Here is an 18,498-nt window from a genome sequence, read left to right as displayed (position 1 = left end):
CTGGTCGGGTAGTGAGTCCTTTGACTGGCGACGAAGGCGTACCTCACTTGGACTCTCTGGCAAAGAACGCCGCCGCTTTTTTTAGGATTTCCCGCTCCATCTTCAGATTGGCGTTCTCGGCCCGAAGGCGGCTGATCTCGCATTCCAGGTCGGTGGCTGGCCTGCGAGCCTCAGAGGTCAACGACCGGCCAGCACGGACCGCGTCAAGCCAATTTGCCAGCGTCTTGACCGACATCTCCAACTGACGGGCCGCTGCGGCAGGCCCGAGCGACTCGGCCAACTCCACGGCTTGGTGCTTGAACTCATCGGTGTAGCTACGACGGGTGATACGGGACATAAGGGACCTCCAAGTGCGATCAAAGTATCGCTTCTTGGCGTCCGCTGACGGGCGGCCAGATCAAAGGACCCCATTGATTCCTGCCAAGCGCACCCTCATGGTTGCTTGGCAGCAGGTGAGGGCACCGAGTAACTAGGCTTTCTCAGCGGTTGAGATGGAGGATTGGTCAACTTGCTGAGTCAACGTCATGAAAACAAGGAGGCTACTGTGGCAAGCAAGTTTCTGGGGGTGGATGGGCAATACCATACGGAAGGATCGTTCTTGGGCGTGGATGGTAGGTACCACCCGAAGGGTTCCTTTCTCGGGACTGATGGCAGGTACCATCCTGCCGGATCGTTTCTAGGCGCTGACGGCAAGTACCACCGCAAAGGTGAGTTCATCGGGGCTGACGGCAAGTACCACCCAAAGGGGCAGTTCATCGGGCAGGACGGCAAATACCATCCCGCTGGATCATTCGCTGGTCGAGATGGCGGATATCACGAGCAAGGGGCCTTCCTAGGCCAAGATGGGAAGTACCATCCGAAGGGCTGCTTCTTGGGCTCCGACGGTAGGTATCATTTCGCCGGCTCTTTCCTCGGAACGGACGGCAAGTATCACTTGCCAGGAGCCTTTCTCGGCGCAGACGGCAAATACCACCCCAAAGGCTCGTTCCTTGGGATTCATGGGCGCTATGAGGAGCCGGAAGGGTTGGCCCAGCAAGAACGTCGCAACCAAAGCGGCGTGGACTGTTAGTAGCTGGCGCGGCAAAGCTTCAACTCACGCTACCTGAGTATCGGCGCATCTATGAAGTCATCCATTCGGTGCTTGAAGGCCGGGCCAACACGCCTTTTGCGTGCATGTTTTTTGCTGCCGCTGGGGCGCTGATGCTCAACAAACACTACAGGATTTCTGCTCGCGCAGTAGCTGATGCATCCCTGCTGTGCACTGATCCTGCGCCTCCGGTCATCAGCATTGCGAAGAACGACGATGGCATGGTCACATCTGATCGGGAGGGGGTCCATATGTGGGTTCAGAACGAAACACACGTAATTGACTTCATGGCACCGATCTTCAACGAGGCGGTAAAGGGCAAGGGGTATCCGGGAACTGTGCCGCGCAAGATGTTTCAGCGCCCATTGTCTACGGAAGCGGAATCCATCGAGCAGCTGCGCGTGCCCGGCGACTACTTCGCGATACCCGACGTTGAGCCGACCTCTGAACTCATCGATTGGCTCTTTGATCGATCTGCGAACGTGGATCTTCTGAACGCAGTTGATCGTTGGTTCAAAAAGTATCCAAAGAAATTGGATGAACTTAGCCTGATAAACGACTTTGGCAAGATCTACAAGCTGACTCTGCGTGCTCCTGTTATTTCAGGGGCTTGGTAACGAGCAATGAACATCCACGATGCACTGCGAGATCCCAGCCTGTCCGGCAAGCTGATGCTTGCCCTTCAGCGCGCAATCTTAGGTCAGTTCACAATTTCTGACTGGGAAGAGTTTGGATACGAAACTGGTGAGCATGACTACATCACCAATCATGAACGCTTGCGCAGAAGCCTCCACTTTGGGGACGACGACTATGGCGCCTGCGTATTTCAGGCGCTCCGATACTTCGCCAATAACAACCCTTCTACTATCGCGACGTTGCTGAAGCGAAAGGATATTCGTCTCGCTTTGGAGAATGAGTCGCCGGAGTTGCTGTATGAGCTTGGGCTGATCGAATCCCACGTACCCTCGTTGCAGGCCGAGAGCATCAGTGCTTCCCAAGTCGTTGAGCGGGCGCTCGCTGACGCTGATCACCTTCTGCTAAAGAGCGGTCCTGTCAGTTGTATTGACCGCCTTCACACTGCTCTTCACGGGTACCTGAAGGACGCGTGCCTTCGCGCAGGACTGATCTTTGATGACCAAGCATCCCTTACCCAACTATTCAAGCTGCTGCGCGCCAGTCACCCCAAGCTCCAGAATCTCGGGAGCCAGGATAAGGATGTTGTGCGAGTGCTGAACTCATTCTCCAGCGTAGTCGATGCGCTCAACACTATTCGGAATCACGCCTCGGTCGCTCACCCAAACGACAAATTGTTGGATGACGCGGAAGCGATGCTAATGGTGAACGCCACCCGGACCTTGTTTCACTACCTCAACGCGAAGGTCTAACGCGAAGCCGTCCGCACTGGGAGTTGCCGCAGTACAGGTGCGAAGGACTGCTTCTGGCCGATAGCTGACCTTGCGTCGATGAGGCGTGTGGATTGGAAGAGATTCCGAAAGGCAACTGGATTCCCATGCCAGCATTCGATCATTCCCTGGTAACCCTCCGATTCTTCGGGGACGACCTCCTGCCCGAAGAAGTCAGTGCCTTGCTCGGGGCGACTCCAACCGCATCGCATCACAAGGGCCAGGAACTCAGAGGCAACCAATCAGGCACCGTGCGTATCGCCAGGGCCGGCAGCTGGCGACTTGATGCGGAGCCTCGTGAGCCTGAAGATCTGGAAGCGCAGATCTTCGAAATCCTCGATCAACTTACCGGCGATCTCGCCGTATGGCAGTCATTGGCACGGTTCCGGCCTGACCTGTTCTGTGGTCTCTTCATGGGCAGCAGCAACGATGGTGTCTCACTTTCGCCCCGCGTCCTGCTTGCCTTGGGGCAGCGCGGCATTGAGCTCGGGCTGGACATCTACGATGCCGAGGAAGAGGTGGGCAACGCCCAACGCCAGTAGGTCATCAATTGATGATCTCCCCACTCCCCGAAGCAACAAATTCCCTCAACTGCCGAACGAACTCCGCGTCGTACAGCTCCCACTCCACAATCTCCCCCACAACCCGCAACGGCTCCGCACTCCGATACGACCGCGTCGGGTTCCCGGGAGACTTCTTGTTGGTCACATTCGGATCGTCTTCAAACGGCCCGGTCGGCTCCACCACATATACACGCGGCCGCCCCTCACCTCTAGCCATCTCCGCAGCCAGCCCGGCGCCCTTGGCAATGGTGGTGAAGTAGATGTGGTTCATCACCACGCTGTCGCGATAGTTGGACCGGAAGCCCGCGCTCAGCAACCCGCCCACCGCCAGATCAGCGCGGGTGCCGTGATAGAACGGCCCGGCGATCTGGTCGCAGGTGTCATGCGAAACGGGTGTCCATTCGGTGTCCTGCGCCATCGGCACTGCCCCTGCGTGTCCTGCCGGATCGACAGGCCGGGAGTCTAGGGCGCCCGCTGGGGCTTGCTGCAAGGCCCCATCCGGGAAATACTCTGTAAACGGGAGGCGCGGTGCGCCTCCTTTTTTTTCATTCTGCGGTGCCGCGCCCTTCCAGCTCGCGCACGGCGGTTTCCAGCGTATCCAGCTTTTCGCGGGTCTTCAGCAGCACGGCGCGCTGCACTTCGAACTCTTCGCGGGTGACCAGGTCGAGCTTGGCCAGGCCGGCCTGCAGCGCGCTCTTGAAGGTGGCCTGCAGTTCCTCGCGCGATTCGCGCAGGCCCGGCGGCACCAGGTCGCTCAAGCGTCGGGCAAGGTCATCCAGTTGGTTCAGGTCGATCATGGGGGTACTCCGTGGTGCTGGCGGGCCGTGCAGGCCACAAGGATACTGCTGGGCCGGTCGCCCGCACAGGCGTGGGCTGTTTCGCACCGGCCACGTTCAGGCGCTATCCTCCACGCCGGAAGACAGGAGATAGACGATGAAGATGGTCATGGCGGTGATCAAGCCGTTCAAGCTCGACGACGTGCGCGAAGCGCTGGCCGAGCGTGGGGTTACCGGGATCACGGTGACGGAAGTGAAGGGCTTTGGTCGCCAGAAGGGCCATACCGAGCTGTACCGCGGCGCGGAGTATGTGGTCGATTTCCTGCCGAAGGTGAAGCTGGAAGTGGCGGTGACCGATGACCAGGTGGAGGCGGTGGTTGAGGCCATCGTGAAGGCCGCCGGCACCGGCAAGATCGGTGACGGCAAGGTGTTCGTGTACGACCTGGGCAGCGTGGTGCGTATCCGTACCGGCGAGTTGGACGCGGACGCGTTGTAACCCGTTCGGCGGGATGTTGTAGAGCCGAGCCGATGCTCGGCTGCATTTCGCGCGATGCAGGAACAGCAGCCGAGCGCGGGCTCGGCTCTACAAAGAGCGGTAAAGCGGTCGAGCGAGCTCGACCCCTACCGGCGCTTGGCCCACTTGTAGAACCGCTTCCAGCCCTGGCGCACGGCGGCGACCCAGCCCGGGTCGGCCACCAGCGCGGCCTGCGCGGCACTCGGGGCCTGGCCGGTCACGCGCTGGCGCATCTTCAGCAGGTTCTTCATGTCGCTGCGGCGCATCTGCCGGCTTAGTGGATTGCGGCGCAGCCAGCGCGGGGCGCGCCAGGCGGAGGTGAAGTCCAGCAGCACCGGCACGCCGCCGCTGACCACCACGTTGGTGCCATGCAGGTCGTTATGGGTGATGCCGGCGGCGTGCAAACGGCTGAGCGCGTGCTGCAGCTGCTCGAACACTTCATTGCCCACGGCCTGCGCGGTGCTCAGGGTCTGGCCCGGGATGAACTCCATGCCCAGTGCCAGGCCACCGAGGGTGCCGAGCAGCGCGGGGGCATGCTTCCAGCCGCCGAGGCGCTGCAGCATGCGGGCTTCACGGCGCACCATCAGCCGCGCGATCAGCGAAACGGGGGTGCCGCGGTAGCGGGAATAGTCCTTGATGACCGCCTCGCGCCCGTCCAGGCAGGTGCGGTAGACATCCGGGGCCAGGAAACGCTCGCCGCGCTTGAGCAGCAGCGGGGAGGCGGCGTCATCGCCGCAGGAGGAGGATGGCAGGGCAGGAAAATGCATGTCGGGGTCTCGGACGACCCGGTGGGTGGCGCAATGCGTCAAGCGAACCGGTGTTACAGGGAGTTACTAAGTTTTCGTTAATTTTAGTACTCGCCAGTTCGCTATTCCACGATTTGTCGGAGAAATGTCGGGGTCGTGGCTGGAACAGTTCGTCGCGCAGAATCGGACAATTCTGTCTCACTTGGTCGACGGTTCTTTCAGGATCAATAGGTTGGGTGTCGCGCCGCTTCGTTCATCCTCGGCCCGCTGAACGCCACGCGCGTCCGGCTTGACCCCGGCGCACGCCCTGCCGACCATAAGCTGTTAATCCGCGACATCGGCGGCCGCCCCCTCCGGCACGTCCCCGTCCCCTGCCGCGTTCTCCACCGGTGCTGGCCGCCTGGCCGTGCATCGCCCCGTTTCCCGTTCCGGCCGCGGCTGGAGGAAAGTGCTTTGATCATCAAAATCGTCATTGCAGCGCTGTTCGTGGCCTGCGTGCTGTACATCCACTTCCGTGGCAAGGTCCGCGCGCGCTGGTCGCGCCAGCTGCTGGACCACTCCAGTTTCATGGCCCCGATCAACGTGGTCATGTACATGTTCTCGAAGGTGCCGACCACGCCGTTCCTGGACCCGGGCAAGGAGTTCCCGCAGCTGGAGCCGCTGCGCCAGAACTGGCAGATGATCCGCGACGAGGCGCTGGCGCTGCGCGACGCGCAGAAGATCGCCGCCTCCAGCACGTTCAACGATGCCGGCTTCAATTCGTTCTTCCGCCGAGGCTGGAAGCGCTTCTACCTGAAGTGGTACGGCCCGTCGCACCCGTCGGCGAAGACGCTGTGCCCGAAGACCACGGCGCTGATCGAGTCGATCCCGGATGTGCGTGCGGCGATGTTCGCGCAGCTGCCGCCGGGCAGCGAGCTGCGCCCGCACCGCGACCCGTTCGCCGGCTCGCTGCGCCTGCATCTGGGCCTGAGCACACCCAACGACGATGCCTGCTACATCGAGGTGGACGGCATCAAGAAGAGCTGGCGCGACGGCGAGTGGATGATGTTCGACGAGACCTACATCCACCATGCACACAACGAGACGCAGCAGGACCGCGTGATCCTGTTCTGCGACATCGCCCGCCCGCTGCGCTTCGGCCTGCCGGGGCTGTTCAACCGCGCGGTGGCGGCCACGCTGCTGGCCGGTGGTGCATCGCCGAACCTGCCGGGTGACCCGACCGGTGGCGTCAACAAGGCATTTGGCAGCGTCTACAAGGTGCGCCTGAAGGCCAAGGCACTGCGCGAGCGCAGCGTGGTGGCCTACCAGGTCATCAAGTGGGGCCTGGTGGTGGCGGTGATTGCGGGTATCTGGGCGCTGTGACTGTAGAGCCGAGCCTATGCTCGGCTTGATTTATCGCAACCTGTCCGAAGAGCAGCCGAGCATGGCTCGGCTCTACAGAAAGCAAAAACCCGCGCTGTCGCCAGCGCGGGTTTTTGTTTGGATCAACCCTTCAATGCAGCCTGTACGAAAGGCGGGGTCACCAGCACGCCGGTGTGCAGCGCGGCGGTGTAGTACAGCGTGTTGAAGGTCTTGGCGGCCGAGTCGGCCTGGCGGAAGTCGAAGCTGCTGTCGCCCTTGCCCGCCATGGTCACGCTCCACCAGCCGGTGGGGTAGCACGGCTGCGGGAACGGCAGGGTCTTGAACGAACCGAAGCCGGCCTTGCCCATCTCGGTTCGCATTTCGTTGATCAGCTCCAGCTGCATCAGCGGCGACTCGGACTGCTGCACCAGAATGCCGTCGTCCTTCAGGGCCTTGAAGCAGCTCTCGTAGAAGGCCTTGTTGAACAGGCCTTCGCCCGGGCCGACCGGGTCGGTCGAGTCCACGATCACCACGTCCACGCTGCCGGCCGGGCAGTTGGCCATGTAGGCCACGCCGTCGTCGAACAGCAGCTCGGCGCGGGCGTCGTCGTTGGAGTCGCACAGTTCCGGGAAGTGCTTGCGCGCCATCACGGTGACCTGCTCGTCGATATCGCACTGGGTCACGCTCTCCACGCCGGTGTGCTTGAGCACTTCGCGCAGGGTGCCGCAGTCGCCGCCACCGATGATCACCACGCGCTTGGGCGCGGCGTGGGTGAACAGCACCGGGTGGCTGATCATCTCGTGGTAGAAGAAGTTGTCCTTGCTGGTCAGCATGATGGCCCCGTCGATGGTCATCAGGTTGCCCCAGTCGGTGGTCTGGAAGATCTCGATCTTCTGGAACGGCGACTGCACCTCGTCCAGCTTGCCGGTGATGCGGTAGCCGATGGCCGAGCCGGTGCGCTCGAAGTGTTCGATGTACCAGTTGTTGCTGTCAGTCATTGGAAAACAGTCCTGTTCGGAGGGGTGGAGCCGGGCTGGCGGGCGGGGCCGCGTGGCACAGATGCCACATCCGGACGGATCGGCCCGTTCAGGTTGGAACCTGTCACGGGCGCGGGCGCGCATGATAACGAACCTGTGGGCACATAGGCGTTATCATGCCCCCCCTTTTATTGCCAACAAGGCCGACTGAAATGACCGATTGGTCCCTCGACCAAGCCCGCAAGACCTACTCGATCCCGCATTGGGCGGACGGTTACTTCGACGTGGATCAGGCCGGGCACATGGTGGTGAGACCGACCGGGGCGGACGGCCCGGTGGTGTCGCTGCCCAAGGTGGTCGATGCGGCGCGCGCGGCCGGCGCCAAGCTGCCGCTGCTGGTGCGCTTCCCGGACATCCTCGGCCAGCGGCTGGGCAAGCTGCAGGCGGCCTTCGCCCAGGCCCAGCAGGACTGGGAGTACAGCGGCGGCTATACCGCCGTGTACCCGATCAAGGTCAACCAGACCCGCGGCGTGGCCGGCACCCTGGCCAGCCACCACGGCGAGGGCTTCGGCCTGGAAGCGGGCAGCAAGCCCGAGCTGATGGCCGTGCTGGCGCTGTCGCGCCCGGGCGGGCTGATCGTCTGCAACGGCTACAAGGACCGCGAGTACATCCGCCTGGCCCTGATCGGCCGCAAGCTGGGCCTGCAGACCTTCATCGTCATCGAGAAGCCGTCCGAGCTGAAGCTGGTGCTGGAAGAGTCCAAGGCGCTGGACGTGAAACCGGGCCTGGGCGTGCGCATGCGCCTGGCCTCGCTGGGCGCCGGCAAGTGGCAGAACAGCGGTGGCGACAAGGCCAAGTTCGGCCTGTCACCGCGCCAGCTGCTGGACCTGTGGAAGTCGCTGCGTGACACCGAGTACGCCGATTGCCTGAACCTGCTGCACTTCCACATGGGCTCGCAGATCTCCAACGTGCGCGACATCGCCAACGGCATGCGTGAAGCCACCCGCTACTTCGTGGAGCTGTCGCGCCTGGGTGCGAAGATCACCCACGTCGACGTGGGCGGTGGCCTGGGTGTGGACTATGAAGGCACCCGTTCGCGCAGCTTCTGCTCGATCAACTACGGCCTGCATTCCTACGCCAGCAACATCGTGCAGCCGCTGGCCAATGCCTGCGAAGAGTTCGGCCTGACCCCACCGCGCATCGTCACCGAGTGCGGCCGTGCGATGACCGCGCACCACGCGGTGCTGATCGCCAACGTCTCGGAAGTGGAAGAAGCGCAGGAAGGCCGCGTGCCGGACCAGCACGACGACGAACCGGCGGCGATCCGCCACCTGCGCGAAATCCACGACGAGCTGGACGTGCGCCCGGCGGTGGAACTGTTCCAGGAAGCCCAGCATTTCCATGCCGAAGGCCTGGCCAGCTACGCGCTGGGCCAGATCGACCTGCCGCAGCGTGCGCGCATCGACGATCTGTTCTACGCCATCGCCCACGGCGTGCGTGCGCGCCTGAGCTATGACGAGAAGAGCCATCGCCCGGTGCTGGACGAACTGAACGAGCGCCTGGTCGACAAGTACTTCGTCAACTTCAGCGTGTTCGAATCGATCCCCGACGTGTGGGCGATCGACCAGGTGTTCCCGATCGTGCCGATCGAGCGCCTGGACGAGACCCCGGACCGCCGCGGCATCATCGCTGACATGACCTGCGACTCGGACGGCATGGTGGAAACCTATGTCGAGAACGAGAGCCTGGACAGCTCGCTGCCGCTGCACAAGATGAAGCCGGGCGAGAGCTACCGCATCGGCTTCTTCATGGTCGGCGCGTACCAGGAAATCCTGGGCGACATCCACAACCTGTTCGGCGATACCGACGCGGTGGAAGTGCTGGCCGATGCCGATGGCTATGCCATTACCCAGCAGCGCCGCGGCGACACCACCGACGTGATGCTGGACTACGTGGGTTACCGCCTGGACGAACTGCGTGCGGCCTATGCGCAGCGCGTGGCTGAGGCCCAGCTGTCGCCGGAACGCGCGCAGGAACTGTCGGACGCGCTGGAAGCCGGCCTGACCGGTTATACCTACCTGTCCGACGAACCGCTGGTGTGATGGACGGCGCCGGGCCCGCCCGGTGCCACCGTTGCCGATGAGCGCGCGCGCGACCTTCCACCTGTTCCTGCATGCCGCCGTGCCAGCCCTGCTGGCATGGCTGTTCTGGCGCAAGCGCTTTGCCTCGGCGTGGCTGCTGATGCTGCTGGGCTGGATCATCGACCTGGACCATCTGCTGGCCGACCCGATCTATGCACCAAACCGCTGCAGCATCGGGTTCCACCCGCTGCACACCGCACCGGCCATCGCGGTCTATGCCGGGCTGTGCGTGCCGAAGAAAACGCGGTTGTTCGGCATCGGTCTGATCATCCACATCGTGCTGGACGCGATTGATTGCTGGTGGATGCATCACCGCTGATGGGGTACTGAAATGCCCGGCGAAGGCGGGTAGAGTCGACTGTTAGTCGACTGCTCTTGGCTGCGGTGCCTGGAAATCCCGCGCTGCGCGCGAAAGTCGACTAACAGTCGACTCTACCGGCCTGGCGTTCCAGCGTTGACGAGTCACCCCACCGGCAACCACAACGTTGCGCGCAGGCCGGGCTGCGAATTCTCCAACGCCAACCGCCCGCCGTAGCTGGCGGCGATATCGCCCACGATCGCCAGCCCCAATCCACTGGTGCCCACGCGCTCATCCAGCCGCACGCCACGCTGTACCACCCGCGCCAGCGCCTCTGCCGCAAGACCGGGGCCGTCATCGCGCACGTCGATGCGCAGCCGCCCTTCATGGATGTCAGCGCCGACGCTGACTTGCTGCCGTGCCCATCGCCCGGCGTTGTCCAACAGATTACCCAGCATCTCTTCCAGATCCGCACTGGCACCGGCGAACTGCAGCATCGGATCGATGCCTTCCGCCGTGAACGCAATGCCGCGCTCGCCGTGCACGCGTGCCATCAACCGGCACAGCGCCTGCGCGACAGTCGCAACGTCGCTGCGCTGGCGATGGTCGGCGGCCAGTCCTGCAGCCAGGTAACGGTCGACACTGGCCTGCATGCGCGCACTCTGCTCGCGCACGGTGGCACGCAAGCGCGTACCGTCGCCGTCGGCCTCGGTGGCCAATACGCTAAGTGGAGTCTTCAGCGCGTGCGCCAGATCCTGTGCACTGGTGCGCGCACGCGCGACCATGCGTTGCTGGTGGTCCAGCAACGCGTTGAGTTCTTCACCCAGTGGTGCGACTTCCGCGCCCAGCCCCTGCGTGTCGATGCGCTGCGCATCGCCGCGACGTACCCGTTCCAGCTGTGCACCGAGGCGGTGCAGCGGACGCAGGCCGAAGTGAACCTGGCTGGCCAGCACCGCCAGCCACGCTGCGACCAGTACACCCAACGCGATGGCGGTGCGCTGCCGGAATGCGGCAACGTCGGCATCCAGCGCGCTGCGGTCGGTGGCGACCACGGCCACGAACGGTTCACTGGCACGTGGCAGGCGCACCTGCTGCACACGTGCGCGCAAGGATTGCTGCAGCGGCCCGGCCAGGTTGCGCGTGGCCGGGCCGGCGGCCGCGGCCGCCAGCGTTTCATCCCACAGCGAGCGCGACTGCAGCAGAACGCGGCCATCGGCACCGGCTATCTGCCAGTAGGCACCGGAGAACACGCGCTGGAAACGCGCGTCGTTGGGTTCCTGGCGCAGCTGCAGCTGGCCGTCGGAAGCAACTTCCATCTGCGCGACCAGCGTCAGCATGTCCTGCTGCAGTTCGTGATCGAGGCGGTCGCGCGCGCTGCGCTTGAACAGTTCGCCCAGCAGCGCGCTGGCCAGCAGCGAAACCAGCAGCAGGCCGACGCCGCCAGCCAGCAGCAGCCGCCGCCGCAGCGAGGGCTGCCGCGTCACGGCGCCGCCAGCCGCCAGCCCTGGCCGCGCACGGTCTGGATCAGTTCGGTGTCGAGCTTGCGGCGCACGCGCCCGAGCAGCACATCCAGCGCGTTGGAGTCCGGGTCGTGGCCGCCTTCGAACACCTGCTCGCCCAGGCGATCACGGCCGATCACCTGGCCGCTGTGGTGGATGAAGTAACTCAGCAGGCGGAACTCCTGCGGGCTCAGCGCCAGCGGCTGTCCGTGCAGTTCGAAGCGGCCGGCGTTGACGTCCAGCTGCAGCGGCCCGCAGTGCAGGCGTGGGCTGGCATGGCCATGGCTGCGGCGGATCAGGGCGCGCAGGCGCAGCACCAGTTCGTCGGCCTGGAACGGTTTGGTCAGGTAGTCGTCGGCACCGGCATCGAAGCCGGCCAGCTTGTCGTGCCAGCGCCCGCGTGCGGTCAGCACCAGCACCGGAAAGCTGCGGCCATTGCCGCGCCAGCGCTCGATCACGCTCAGTCCGTCCAGCCCGGGCAGGCCCAGGTCAACGATGGCCGCCTGCAGGTCTTCGATCTGGCCGATCTCCTCGGCCTGGCGACCATCGGCAACCAACTCCACCACATAGCCGGCCTGTTCCAGCAGGGGCACCAGGCGCTGTGCCAGTGCGGCATCGTCTTCGGCCAACAGGATGCGCATCAGTCGTCGAGCTCCGTCTTCAGCAGCTTTCCGCTGCGCGCATCATAGTCCAGCTCCACCACCACGCCGTCGCCGCGCAGGATCTCCACTTCGTAGACGCCGTCATCCAGCTCCACTTCCAGCAGCTGGCCCGGGTAGCGCTTGAGCGCATCGCGCACCACGCTTTCCAGCGGCACGTAGCGGCCCTGCTGCACGGCGCGACGCGCGACCTGCTGCGCCGGGTCCTGGACGGGCGCGGCGGCGGTCGGGGCGTTGGCCAGGGCCAGCAGCAGGGGCAGGGTGGAGAGCATCGGGGCGCAGGGAGGGCTGTAGGAACAGGCGTGAGTGTGCCGGGGGTGACTAACAGCTGGCTAACAGTGCCGGCTAAGGCGCTGTTAACCACGGGGTGCATTGTGGCGTTGCCGGGATGGTCCGGCCACGAACACGAACAGGAGAACCCCCATGTTGAAGTCGCTCACCCTCGCCACTGTTGCCCTGCTGACCGTCGCGCCGGCCGTACAGGCCGCGCCGCTGGGCATGGCCCAGGTTGAACAGACCCTGCGCAAGGCCGGCTACACCCAGATCCACGAGATCGAGCGCGATGACGGCCTGTGGGAGGCCGACGTGAGCCGCGCTGATGGCCGCTTCAGCGAGGTCTATGTGGACCCGAAGACCGGCGAGATCTTCGACGAGCACAGCGGCCGCGCGCTGCTGACCACCGAGCAGGTGCTGGCACGGGCACAGGCGCATGGCCTGCGCGAGATCCATTCGCTGGAACGCGATGGTGCGACCTGGTCGCTGGAGGCCCGCAATGCACGCAACCAGAAGGTGGACGTGCGCCTGAGCGGTTATGACGGCCGCATCCTGCACAGCGAGCGCGATGGCTGGCTGGATTGACGTTTGCCCATGTAGAGCCGAGCCCATGCTCGGCTTTGCGGCCAACCGTAGCCGAGCATGGGCTCGGCTCTACAGGAGCTGGCTTACCAGCCGTACGGCGGCGGGTAGTCCCAATAGCCCGGGCCGCGGCCGTAGTAGCCGCCATACGGACCGAAGAACCCCGGTCCCTTGCCTTCGCTCACGTGGATGTTGACGTTGACCCCGTGGGTCTTGCCCTCATCGGTGGTGTAGTTCTTGCTCAGGTTCAGCGTGGCCGCGTTGTAGTGGCTGTTGCCACCGTTCTTCGAATAGCCGATACCGGTGGTGAAGCTGCCGGACACCTTGACCTTGTCGTCGGTGACGTCGGCGATCTTCGCGTCGTCGTGCACGCGCGGGCCGCTCTTGTCACCGTAATAGGTGCCGGGCGGGTCCTGCTGCAGGGCCGGGTCGTTGAGGTAGCGCATTGGCGCCTGCGGCAGCGTCAGGTCCAGGCCAGCGGCCTGCGGCGCAGTGGCGCCAGCGGCGGACTGGGCCAGCACGGTTCCCGGCAGGGCCAGGCACAGCAGCAGGGTCAGGGGGCGGATCATGACGGCGCTCCAGCGGACAGGTGGCCACGCAACACGCGGCGGTACAGGCCGACGCTAGCAGGGGTTGCTTGAATGATGCCTGTCGGCACCGGATTGGGGTAGAGCCAGGCCGTGCCTGGCCGCAGGTCACAACCGCCCGAATCCGAACAATCCCTCCAGCGCATGCCTGCGCCGCTCGATCCGGGCCCGCAGCAGCTGCGCGCCGATCATCGAATAGGTGATGCCGTTGCCGCCGTAGGCCATGGCGAAATGCACCCGCGGCCCCCACTGGTCGTGCGGGCCAAAGAACGGCAGGCCGTCGGCGGTTTCAGCGAAGGTGCCGCCCCAGGAGAACGCCGGCACCGGGTCCAGCCGCGGGAACCAGTGCAGCAGCTGATCCATCAGCTTGTCGGCCTTGTGCTGCACGCGCCGGTCGCGGCGAGCCGGAATGTCGATGGCGTCATCCAGCCCGCCCACCAGCAGGCGGCGGTCGCCGGTGGCGCGCAGGTACAGGTACGGGCGTGCGCTCTCCCACACCATGGTGTTGCGCAGCCGGCCGAGCGCGCCCGCATCGATGGGATCAGTGATGAAGGCATAGCTGCTGCGGTTGCGTGCGACCCGCTGCTCGAGCCAGCGCTGGCTGGCGTAGCCCATCGCCAGGACCACATGGCGGGCGCGGACAGTGGCGCCGGCCTCGGTCATTGCGGTTACGCCTTGCGCGCCGGGCTTGAGCGTGTGCAGCACCGTGCGGTCGTGCACATGGCCACCGCGCCGGCGCACCCGTTTGAGCAGGCCGTAGGTAAGGCAGTAGGGGTCAACCCGGGCCGCCTGGCGGGTCAGCAGGGCGCCACCGGCGTCCACGTCGAAGCGTTCGCGAAGGGCTTCGCGGTCCAGCCAGCGGGCGTCCAGTCCAATGCCGCGGCGCGCAGCACCTTCGGCCATCAAGCGCGGCACGTCGCGCCGCCGGCTGGCCAGATACAGGCTGTCCATCTGCCGGAAATCCACGTCCTTCAGCCCACGTGCCACCTCGCCCAATGCCGGGATCGCATCGGCACAGGCACGGTAGGCCAGGGCGGCCGCATCGTTGCCATAGCGCTGGGCCAGCTCCAGCAGGTGGGTGTCGATCTCGTACTGCAGCAGCGCGGTGCTCGCGGCCGTGCTGCCCCAGCCGATGTCGCGCTGCTCGATCAAGGCCACGTCATGGCCATGCCGGGACAGCTCGTCGGCGATGAGTGAACCGGTGATGCCGCCACCGACCACCAGCACGTCGCAGCGCAGGTCCTTTTCCAGCGGCGGGAACGCCTGGATCAGTCCGTTGCGTATGGCCCACCACGGGTAGCCACTTTTCAGGTCCATGGAGTGTGCTGCTCAGGCGGTCGGGTGGCCGGTATGCGGGGTCTGGATCAGTTCGGACAGATCGAAGCCCTGCAGGCGCGCTGCGGCCAGATAATGTTCCTGCACGGTGGCGTCCAGCTGCGGCTCGCGTGCCAGCAGCCACAGGTACTTGCGATCCGGGCTGCCCACCAGCGAAACGCTGTAGTCCGGGGCGATCTGGATCACCCAGTAGTCGCCCTTGGCGAACGGCAGCCAGCGCAGGCCCTTGGGCAGGAAACTGACCTCCAGGCGCGCGCTGTCGTTGTCGATCGCGCAGGCCTCGCCGGTGGCCTCTTCGATCTCGCCGTCCATGCGGCAGCGGTTGGTGACACCGACGTTGCCGTTGTCGAGCAGGGTGTAGTGCGCCGACACGTCGGTGCAGCCTTCCGGCTCGTGGCGCATCGGCAGACGGGCGATCTCGTACCAGGTGCCCAGGTAACGGGGCAGCTTGAGGTCGGCGACGGTCTTCAGCGGTGGGTGGTCGGTCATCGGCAGTGGTGGCAGGGGTGGGTCTCCACGATGCCGATGGGCTCGCCATGGGCGGGTGAAGCCGGGGCGATGGCCGTGTCCAGAACGTTCCGTCGCCGCTGCGGCGTGCCCGTTGTCGCCGGTGCGGCGGTATGCTGCCGCCAGCGCCGTGTTTTCCTGATCCAACCGAAGTGGAGGTGCCGATGTACCAGGTGATCCTGTTGAAGAGTGAATCCGCGTTCGCACGCGAACAGTGGCCGCAGGTCGATGACCTGGTCGACTACGAGGGCGTCAGCTACAGCCTGCGTGCCGGCCCGCGCCAGCCGCTGCCGACCGACCACGACTGGTACCCGGTGGCGGTGTATGCGCCCGATGAGATTACCGAGGAAGAGTTCCAGGACTGGTATGCCCTGCAACAGCCGACGGTGGAAGAGTTGCGCCTGAAGTACTGACGCGCGACGCTGACGGGGCCGCCCATCCGCTGTTGACCGCCTGTGCCGTATAGTCGCGCGCAGGCGCGGTGGTCCGCGCGAACTGGTATGTCTGGCGTGTCTTCTTTCCTGCGATCGATCCGTGCACGGGGGCCCTGGCTGGCCCTGCTGCTGTGCACTGCCTTCCTGCTGTCCGCACCGGTGCTGGCACAGGATGAGGACCCCACGCCGAAGCAGCAGCTGGCGGATATCGATGCGAAGCTGAAGGAAGTCGACCGCAAGCGTGGTGATGCCGCGGCCATCGAAACATTGGCCATGCTGTCCGAGGATGCTTCGAAGGCCCGGCGTGACGCCGAGGCGCTGGAGAAGTCGCTGCAGCCGCAGCTGGACCGCCTCGACGAACAGCTGGCGCAGTTGGGCACGCCTGCCGAGGGCGCCACCGAGCCGCCCGAACTGGCGGCGCAACGGCGCACCCTCAACAAGCAGCGCGATGGGCTGGCCGCATCGGTGGCGCAGGCCAAGGCCAGTGCCGTGCGTGCACAGCAGCTGGCGGCGGACATCGAGCAGCAGCGCACCGCACAACGTACGGAAGAACTGGGCCAGAAGGTCGCCTCGCCGCTGTCGCCTGCGTTGTGGAGCAAGGTGGCCGAGCGCCTGCCGATCGATATCGCGCGCGTTGCGCCGTTGGCCGAGCAGGGGCGTGACGCGCTGGTCGCCGGCATCCGCACCAATGGCTGGGGTACGCCGCTGCTGGGCCTGCTGGCCGCGCTGGTGATGATGTTCCCGCTGCGGTTGTGGCTGCGTAGGCTGGGGCGGCAGTTCGCCGCGTCCAAGCGCGCGCCGGACGGTCGCCTGCGTCGATCCGGACTGGCGATGTGGCTGCTGCTGGTGGGCACGCTGCTGCCCGGTTATGCCGTGGTGGTACTGATGGCGGCGCTGGATGCCATCGATGCCATCGCGCCGCGCCTGCAGGTGGTGGCCGACGGCCTGGAGACGGCCACGTTCCGCGCCGCCTTCATTGCCGCGCTCAGCGCCTGCCTGCTGGTGCCCAAGCGCCCGTCATGGCGGCTGTTGAACCTGGACGACACCGCCGCGCTGAAGCTGCGCAAATACGCCTGGGGCGCGGCGGCGCTGGCCTGGCTGAGCACGGTGCTGGTGGCCCTCGACCAGGCTACGCGCACCAGCGACGTCACCACGGTGGCGTTGGACGGCCTGATTGCCCTGACCTACCTCGGCCTGATCATGGCCATGCTGGTGACCCTGGCGCGCCTGCATCGGCGGCAGACCGCCGAGGCCGAGGCCAAGCTGGAGGCACAGGCCGATGGCGTGGGTGCGGCAACGCCGGTGCGCCGCAGCAGCTGGCTGGTACTGGCACGCGTAGCGGGCAACGTCGCGGTGGTGGCCGCCATCGCCGCGACGTTGATGGGCTACCTGAATTTCGCCAAGTTCGTGAACCAGCAGCTGATTGGCGGCAGCATCGTGGTGCTGGCGGCGACCCTGCTGTTCAAGTTCGTCGATGACCTGAGCACCTGGATGCTAAACGCCGACAGCAAGGTCGGCCAGACCATCCTGCTCAGCACCGGCCTGAGCGTATCGCGGCTGGAACAGGCGGGCGTGCTGCTGTCGGCGGCGTTGCGCACCATCGTCGTACTGATCGCGCTGCTGGCGCTGGTGGCACCGTTCGGCAACATCGGCGCGGTGGTGGAGCGCTTCTCCTCGCTGTTCACCTCTGGATTCGACATTGGCGGAACCAAGCTGGAGCCGGTGCGCATCGTGCTGGCGGTGCTGGTGCTGCTGGCTGGCCTGGCCGTTACCCAGCTGGTACAGCGCTGGCTGACCGACACCTATCTGCCCAAGACCGAACTGGACCTGGGCGCACGCAATTCGGTCAGTACGGTAGCCCGCTATGTGGGCATCATCATCGCGGTGATCTGGGCGCTGTCGGCGATGGGCCTGCAGCTGAGCAAGCTGGCATTGCTGGTCAGCGCGCTGTCGGTGGGTATCGGTTTCGGCCTGCAGGTGATCACCCAGAACTTCGTCTCCGGCCTGATCCTGCTGGCCGAGCGGCCGGTGAAGATCGGCGACTGGGTGAAGCTGGGTGACCAGGAGGGCGACATCCGCCGCATCAGCCTGCGATCGACCGAGATTCAGGTGGGCGACAAGTCGACGTTGATCGTTCCCAACTCCGAGCTGGTCACCAAGACCGTGCGCAACATGACGATGGGCAACAACCAGGGCCGCATCCAGATCCAGTTCGCGGTGCCGCCCAGCACTGATGTCGGCAACCTGCGGCAGGCGCTGCTGGATGCGTATACCGCGCACGCCAACGTGTTGCAGCAGCCGGCACCGACGGTTTACATCGACAGCATTGCCGGTGGCCAGATCACCATCAACAGTTTCGCGTACGTGGCCAGCCCGCGGCAGGTGTATGCAACCCGCAGCGATCTGTACTTCAGCCTGCTGCAGATCCTGGCGGAGCGGAACATCCCGCTGTCGACCCCGACCGACATCCACATCACCCGCGACCCGCAGGAGTAGGGGGTGTTCTGCAGGGCTGCGCCCTGCACCCGCGGTAGTGCCGGCCGCTGGCCGGCAACTTCAACAGCAACAGCAAAGGCTGGTTTCCTGAGGGATGGCGGGGTGGGTCCGGTTGCGGGGGACGCTGCAAGTACGTCCATGTAAGCTCGGTCGCCGCATCCATGCGGCTCACGCCCCCGCAACCGGACCCACCCCGCCTTCGACAGTTTTCCGCGATCTGTTGGAAATACTATTGGGGTCAGATCCGTTTTCCGTAGGAAAACGGATCTGACCCCATTTT

The 18,498-nt window shown here is 65.0% G+C and carries 22 protein-coding genes; 11 read left to right on the top strand and 11 right to left on the bottom strand.

Going from position 1 to position 18,498, the window contains the following annotated elements:
- Positions 1-43: 43 nt before the first annotated feature.
- The gene (locus AC5P8J_RS19985) at positions 44-337 is read right to left on the bottom strand and encodes a transposase (RefSeq protein WP_242890380.1); all 294 of its coding nucleotides are present in this window, start codon (positions 335-337) and stop codon (positions 44-46) included.
- Between the two features lie 207 nt (positions 338-544).
- On the opposite strand from AC5P8J_RS19985, the gene AC5P8J_RS19980 reads away from it, so the two are divergent.
- From AC5P8J_RS19980 to AC5P8J_RS19965, 4 genes are all read left to right on the top strand, one after another.
- The gene (locus AC5P8J_RS19980) at positions 545-1,069 is read left to right on the top strand and encodes a hypothetical protein (protein ID WP_495217090.1); all 525 of its coding nucleotides are present in this window, start codon (positions 545-547) and stop codon (positions 1,067-1,069) included.
- Complete coding sequence (locus tag AC5P8J_RS19975) at positions 1,063-1,704, top strand: DUF2026 family protein (RefSeq protein WP_495217092.1); 642 nt, start codon at positions 1,063-1,065, stop codon at positions 1,702-1,704. The genes AC5P8J_RS19980 and AC5P8J_RS19975 overlap by 7 nt, the downstream gene beginning before the upstream one ends.
- A 6-nt stretch (positions 1,705-1,710) precedes the next feature.
- A complete protein-coding gene (locus AC5P8J_RS19970) occupies positions 1,711-2,472 on the top strand; it encodes an abortive infection family protein (RefSeq protein WP_478405510.1) in 762 nt (253 codons plus the stop codon).
- 125 nt (positions 2,473-2,597) lie between these two features.
- The gene (locus AC5P8J_RS19965; protein WP_478405885.1) at positions 2,598-3,032 is read left to right on the top strand and encodes a DUF4279 domain-containing protein; all 435 of its coding nucleotides are present in this window, start codon (positions 2,598-2,600) and stop codon (positions 3,030-3,032) included.
- A 4-nt stretch (positions 3,033-3,036) separates the two neighbouring features.
- On the opposite strand, the gene arr is transcribed toward AC5P8J_RS19965, so the two are convergent.
- Complete coding sequence (gene arr / locus AC5P8J_RS19960; protein ID WP_478405509.1) at positions 3,037-3,471, bottom strand: NAD(+)--rifampin ADP-ribosyltransferase; 435 nt, start codon at positions 3,469-3,471, stop codon at positions 3,037-3,039.
- Positions 3,472-3,598: 127 nt separating this feature from the next.
- Complete coding sequence (gene ubiK, locus AC5P8J_RS19955) at positions 3,599-3,850, bottom strand: ubiquinone biosynthesis accessory factor UbiK (protein WP_478405508.1); 252 nt, start codon at positions 3,848-3,850, stop codon at positions 3,599-3,601.
- A 136-nt stretch (positions 3,851-3,986) separates the two neighbouring features.
- Between ubiK and AC5P8J_RS19950 the strand changes: the two genes are divergently transcribed.
- A complete protein-coding gene (locus AC5P8J_RS19950) occupies positions 3,987-4,325 on the top strand; it encodes a P-II family nitrogen regulator (RefSeq protein ID WP_005411374.1) in 339 nt (112 codons plus the stop codon).
- Between the two features lie 125 nt (positions 4,326-4,450).
- On the opposite strand, the gene AC5P8J_RS19945 is transcribed toward AC5P8J_RS19950, so the two are convergent.
- Positions 4,451-5,110, bottom strand: a complete 660-nt coding sequence (locus tag AC5P8J_RS19945) for an RIO1 family regulatory kinase/ATPase domain-containing protein (protein ID WP_494540317.1) — start codon at positions 5,108-5,110, stop codon at positions 4,451-4,453.
- Positions 5,111-5,545: 435 nt separating this feature from the next.
- Here AC5P8J_RS19945 and AC5P8J_RS19940 point away from each other — a divergent pair, with 435 nt between their 5' ends.
- Entirely contained in the window at positions 5,546-6,451 is a 906-nt protein-coding gene (locus AC5P8J_RS19940) for an aspartyl/asparaginyl beta-hydroxylase domain-containing protein (RefSeq protein ID WP_031269191.1), read from the top strand.
- Positions 6,452-6,573: 122 nt separating this feature from the next.
- Here the strand turns inward: AC5P8J_RS19940 and speE are convergent, their stop codons facing one another.
- Positions 6,574-7,428 (bottom strand): polyamine aminopropyltransferase, encoded by an 855-nt coding sequence (gene speE / locus AC5P8J_RS19935; RefSeq protein ID WP_495217088.1) that lies wholly within the window; start codon positions 7,426-7,428, stop codon positions 6,574-6,576.
- Positions 7,429-7,619: 191 nt separating this feature from the next.
- Here speE and speA point away from each other — a divergent pair, with 191 nt between their 5' ends.
- Positions 7,620-9,509, top strand: coding sequence for an arginine decarboxylase (speA, locus tag AC5P8J_RS19930; RefSeq protein WP_111098667.1), 1,890 nt, complete (start codon positions 7,620-7,622; stop codon positions 9,507-9,509).
- 37 nt (positions 9,510-9,546) lie between these two features.
- Positions 9,547-9,867 (top strand): DUF6122 family protein, encoded by a 321-nt coding sequence (locus AC5P8J_RS19925; RefSeq protein WP_021201930.1) that lies wholly within the window; start codon positions 9,547-9,549, stop codon positions 9,865-9,867.
- A gap of 143 nt (positions 9,868-10,010) precedes the next feature.
- Here AC5P8J_RS19925 and AC5P8J_RS19920 read toward each other — a convergent pair whose 3' ends face one another.
- Genes AC5P8J_RS19920 through AC5P8J_RS19910 form a run of 3 tightly spaced genes read right to left on the bottom strand, consistent with a single transcriptional unit; the run spans position 10,011 to position 12,276 of the window.
- Positions 10,011-11,330: a sensor histidine kinase gene (locus tag AC5P8J_RS19920; RefSeq protein ID WP_495217087.1), complete on the bottom strand. Its 1,320-nt coding sequence runs from the start codon at positions 11,328-11,330 to the stop codon at positions 10,011-10,013.
- On the bottom strand, positions 11,327-11,986 hold the full coding sequence (locus tag AC5P8J_RS19915) for a response regulator transcription factor (RefSeq protein WP_495217085.1): 660 nt from the start codon (positions 11,984-11,986) through the stop codon (positions 11,327-11,329). Before AC5P8J_RS19915 ends, AC5P8J_RS19920 begins: the two co-directional genes overlap by 4 nt.
- Complete coding sequence (locus AC5P8J_RS19910) at positions 11,986-12,276, bottom strand: PepSY domain-containing protein (RefSeq protein WP_061480249.1); 291 nt, start codon at positions 12,274-12,276, stop codon at positions 11,986-11,988. The genes AC5P8J_RS19915 and AC5P8J_RS19910 overlap by 1 nt, the downstream gene beginning before the upstream one ends.
- A gap of 151 nt (positions 12,277-12,427) precedes the next feature.
- On the opposite strand from AC5P8J_RS19910, the gene AC5P8J_RS19905 reads away from it, so the two are divergent.
- Positions 12,428-12,862, top strand: coding sequence for a PepSY domain-containing protein (locus AC5P8J_RS19905; protein ID WP_043401290.1), 435 nt, complete (start codon positions 12,428-12,430; stop codon positions 12,860-12,862).
- A gap of 83 nt (positions 12,863-12,945) precedes the next feature.
- Here AC5P8J_RS19905 and AC5P8J_RS19900 read toward each other — a convergent pair whose 3' ends face one another.
- The 3 genes from AC5P8J_RS19900 to AC5P8J_RS19890 all read right to left on the bottom strand — a co-directional run bounded on the left by AC5P8J_RS19900 (position 12,946) and on the right by AC5P8J_RS19890 (position 15,270).
- Entirely contained in the window at positions 12,946-13,428 is a 483-nt protein-coding gene (locus tag AC5P8J_RS19900) for a hypothetical protein (RefSeq protein ID WP_019661543.1), read from the bottom strand.
- 126 nt (positions 13,429-13,554) lie between these two features.
- Positions 13,555-14,763: an NAD(P)/FAD-dependent oxidoreductase gene (locus AC5P8J_RS19895; protein ID WP_021201925.1), complete on the bottom strand. Its 1,209-nt coding sequence runs from the start codon at positions 14,761-14,763 to the stop codon at positions 13,555-13,557.
- Positions 14,764-14,775: 12 nt separating this feature from the next.
- Positions 14,776-15,270: a lipocalin family protein gene (locus AC5P8J_RS19890; protein ID WP_188249685.1), complete on the bottom strand. Its 495-nt coding sequence runs from the start codon at positions 15,268-15,270 to the stop codon at positions 14,776-14,778.
- 182 nt (positions 15,271-15,452) lie between these two features.
- On the opposite strand from AC5P8J_RS19890, the gene AC5P8J_RS19885 reads away from it, so the two are divergent.
- The gene (locus AC5P8J_RS19885) at positions 15,453-15,701 is read left to right on the top strand and encodes a hypothetical protein (RefSeq protein WP_021201923.1); all 249 of its coding nucleotides are present in this window, start codon (positions 15,453-15,455) and stop codon (positions 15,699-15,701) included.
- An 87-nt stretch (positions 15,702-15,788) separates the two neighbouring features.
- Complete coding sequence (locus AC5P8J_RS19880) at positions 15,789-18,218, top strand: DUF3772 domain-containing protein (RefSeq protein ID WP_188249684.1); 2,430 nt, start codon at positions 15,789-15,791, stop codon at positions 18,216-18,218.
- Positions 18,219-18,498: the final 280 nt, after the last annotated feature.

It is taken from the genome of Stenotrophomonas sp. YJH_SMC_37 (assembly GCF_059370035.1).
This window is presented reverse-complemented; position numbering and strand designations above follow the sequence as displayed.

What these genes read in the sequence shown, in the direction of transcription:
- AC5P8J_RS19910 (WP_061480249.1), bottom strand. Translation starts at nt 12,276, where the DNA reads ATGCTCTCCACCCTGCCCCTGCTGCTGGCCCTGGCCAACGCCCCGACC.
- arr (WP_478405509.1), bottom strand. Translation starts at nt 3,471, where the DNA reads ATGGCGCAGGACACCGAATGGACACCCGTTTCGCATGACACCTGCGAC.
- AC5P8J_RS19925 (WP_021201930.1), top strand. Translation starts at nt 9,547, where the DNA reads ATGAGCGCGCGCGCGACCTTCCACCTGTTCCTGCATGCCGCCGTGCCA.
- AC5P8J_RS19965 (WP_478405885.1), top strand. Translation starts at nt 2,598, where the DNA reads ATGCCAGCATTCGATCATTCCCTGGTAACCCTCCGATTCTTCGGGGAC.
- AC5P8J_RS19900 (WP_019661543.1), bottom strand. Translation starts at nt 13,428, where the DNA reads ATGATCCGCCCCCTGACCCTGCTGCTGTGCCTGGCCCTGCCGGGAACC.
- AC5P8J_RS19985 (WP_242890380.1), bottom strand. Translation starts at nt 337, where the DNA reads ATGTCCCGTATCACCCGTCGTAGCTACACCGATGAGTTCAAGCACCAA.
- AC5P8J_RS19895 (WP_021201925.1), bottom strand. Translation starts at nt 14,763, where the DNA reads ATGGACCTGAAAAGTGGCTACCCGTGGTGGGCCATACGCAACGGACTG.
- AC5P8J_RS19905 (WP_043401290.1), top strand. Translation starts at nt 12,428, where the DNA reads ATGTTGAAGTCGCTCACCCTCGCCACTGTTGCCCTGCTGACCGTCGCG.
- AC5P8J_RS19945 (WP_494540317.1), bottom strand. Translation starts at nt 5,110, where the DNA reads ATGCATTTTCCTGCCCTGCCATCCTCCTCCTGCGGCGATGACGCCGCC.
- speA (WP_111098667.1), top strand. Translation starts at nt 7,620, where the DNA reads ATGACCGATTGGTCCCTCGACCAAGCCCGCAAGACCTACTCGATCCCG.
- AC5P8J_RS19885 (WP_021201923.1), top strand. Translation starts at nt 15,453, where the DNA reads ATGTACCAGGTGATCCTGTTGAAGAGTGAATCCGCGTTCGCACGCGAA.
- AC5P8J_RS19950 (WP_005411374.1), top strand. Translation starts at nt 3,987, where the DNA reads ATGAAGATGGTCATGGCGGTGATCAAGCCGTTCAAGCTCGACGACGTG.
- AC5P8J_RS19880 (WP_188249684.1), top strand. Translation starts at nt 15,789, where the DNA reads ATGTCTGGCGTGTCTTCTTTCCTGCGATCGATCCGTGCACGGGGGCCC.
- AC5P8J_RS19970 (WP_478405510.1), top strand. Translation starts at nt 1,711, where the DNA reads ATGAACATCCACGATGCACTGCGAGATCCCAGCCTGTCCGGCAAGCTG.
- speE (WP_495217088.1), bottom strand. Translation starts at nt 7,428, where the DNA reads ATGACTGACAGCAACAACTGGTACATCGAACACTTCGAGCGCACCGGC.
- ubiK (WP_478405508.1), bottom strand. Translation starts at nt 3,850, where the DNA reads ATGATCGACCTGAACCAACTGGATGACCTTGCCCGACGCTTGAGCGAC.
- AC5P8J_RS19915 (WP_495217085.1), bottom strand. Translation starts at nt 11,986, where the DNA reads ATGCGCATCCTGTTGGCCGAAGACGATGCCGCACTGGCACAGCGCCTG.
- AC5P8J_RS19890 (WP_188249685.1), bottom strand. Translation starts at nt 15,270, where the DNA reads ATGACCGACCACCCACCGCTGAAGACCGTCGCCGACCTCAAGCTGCCC.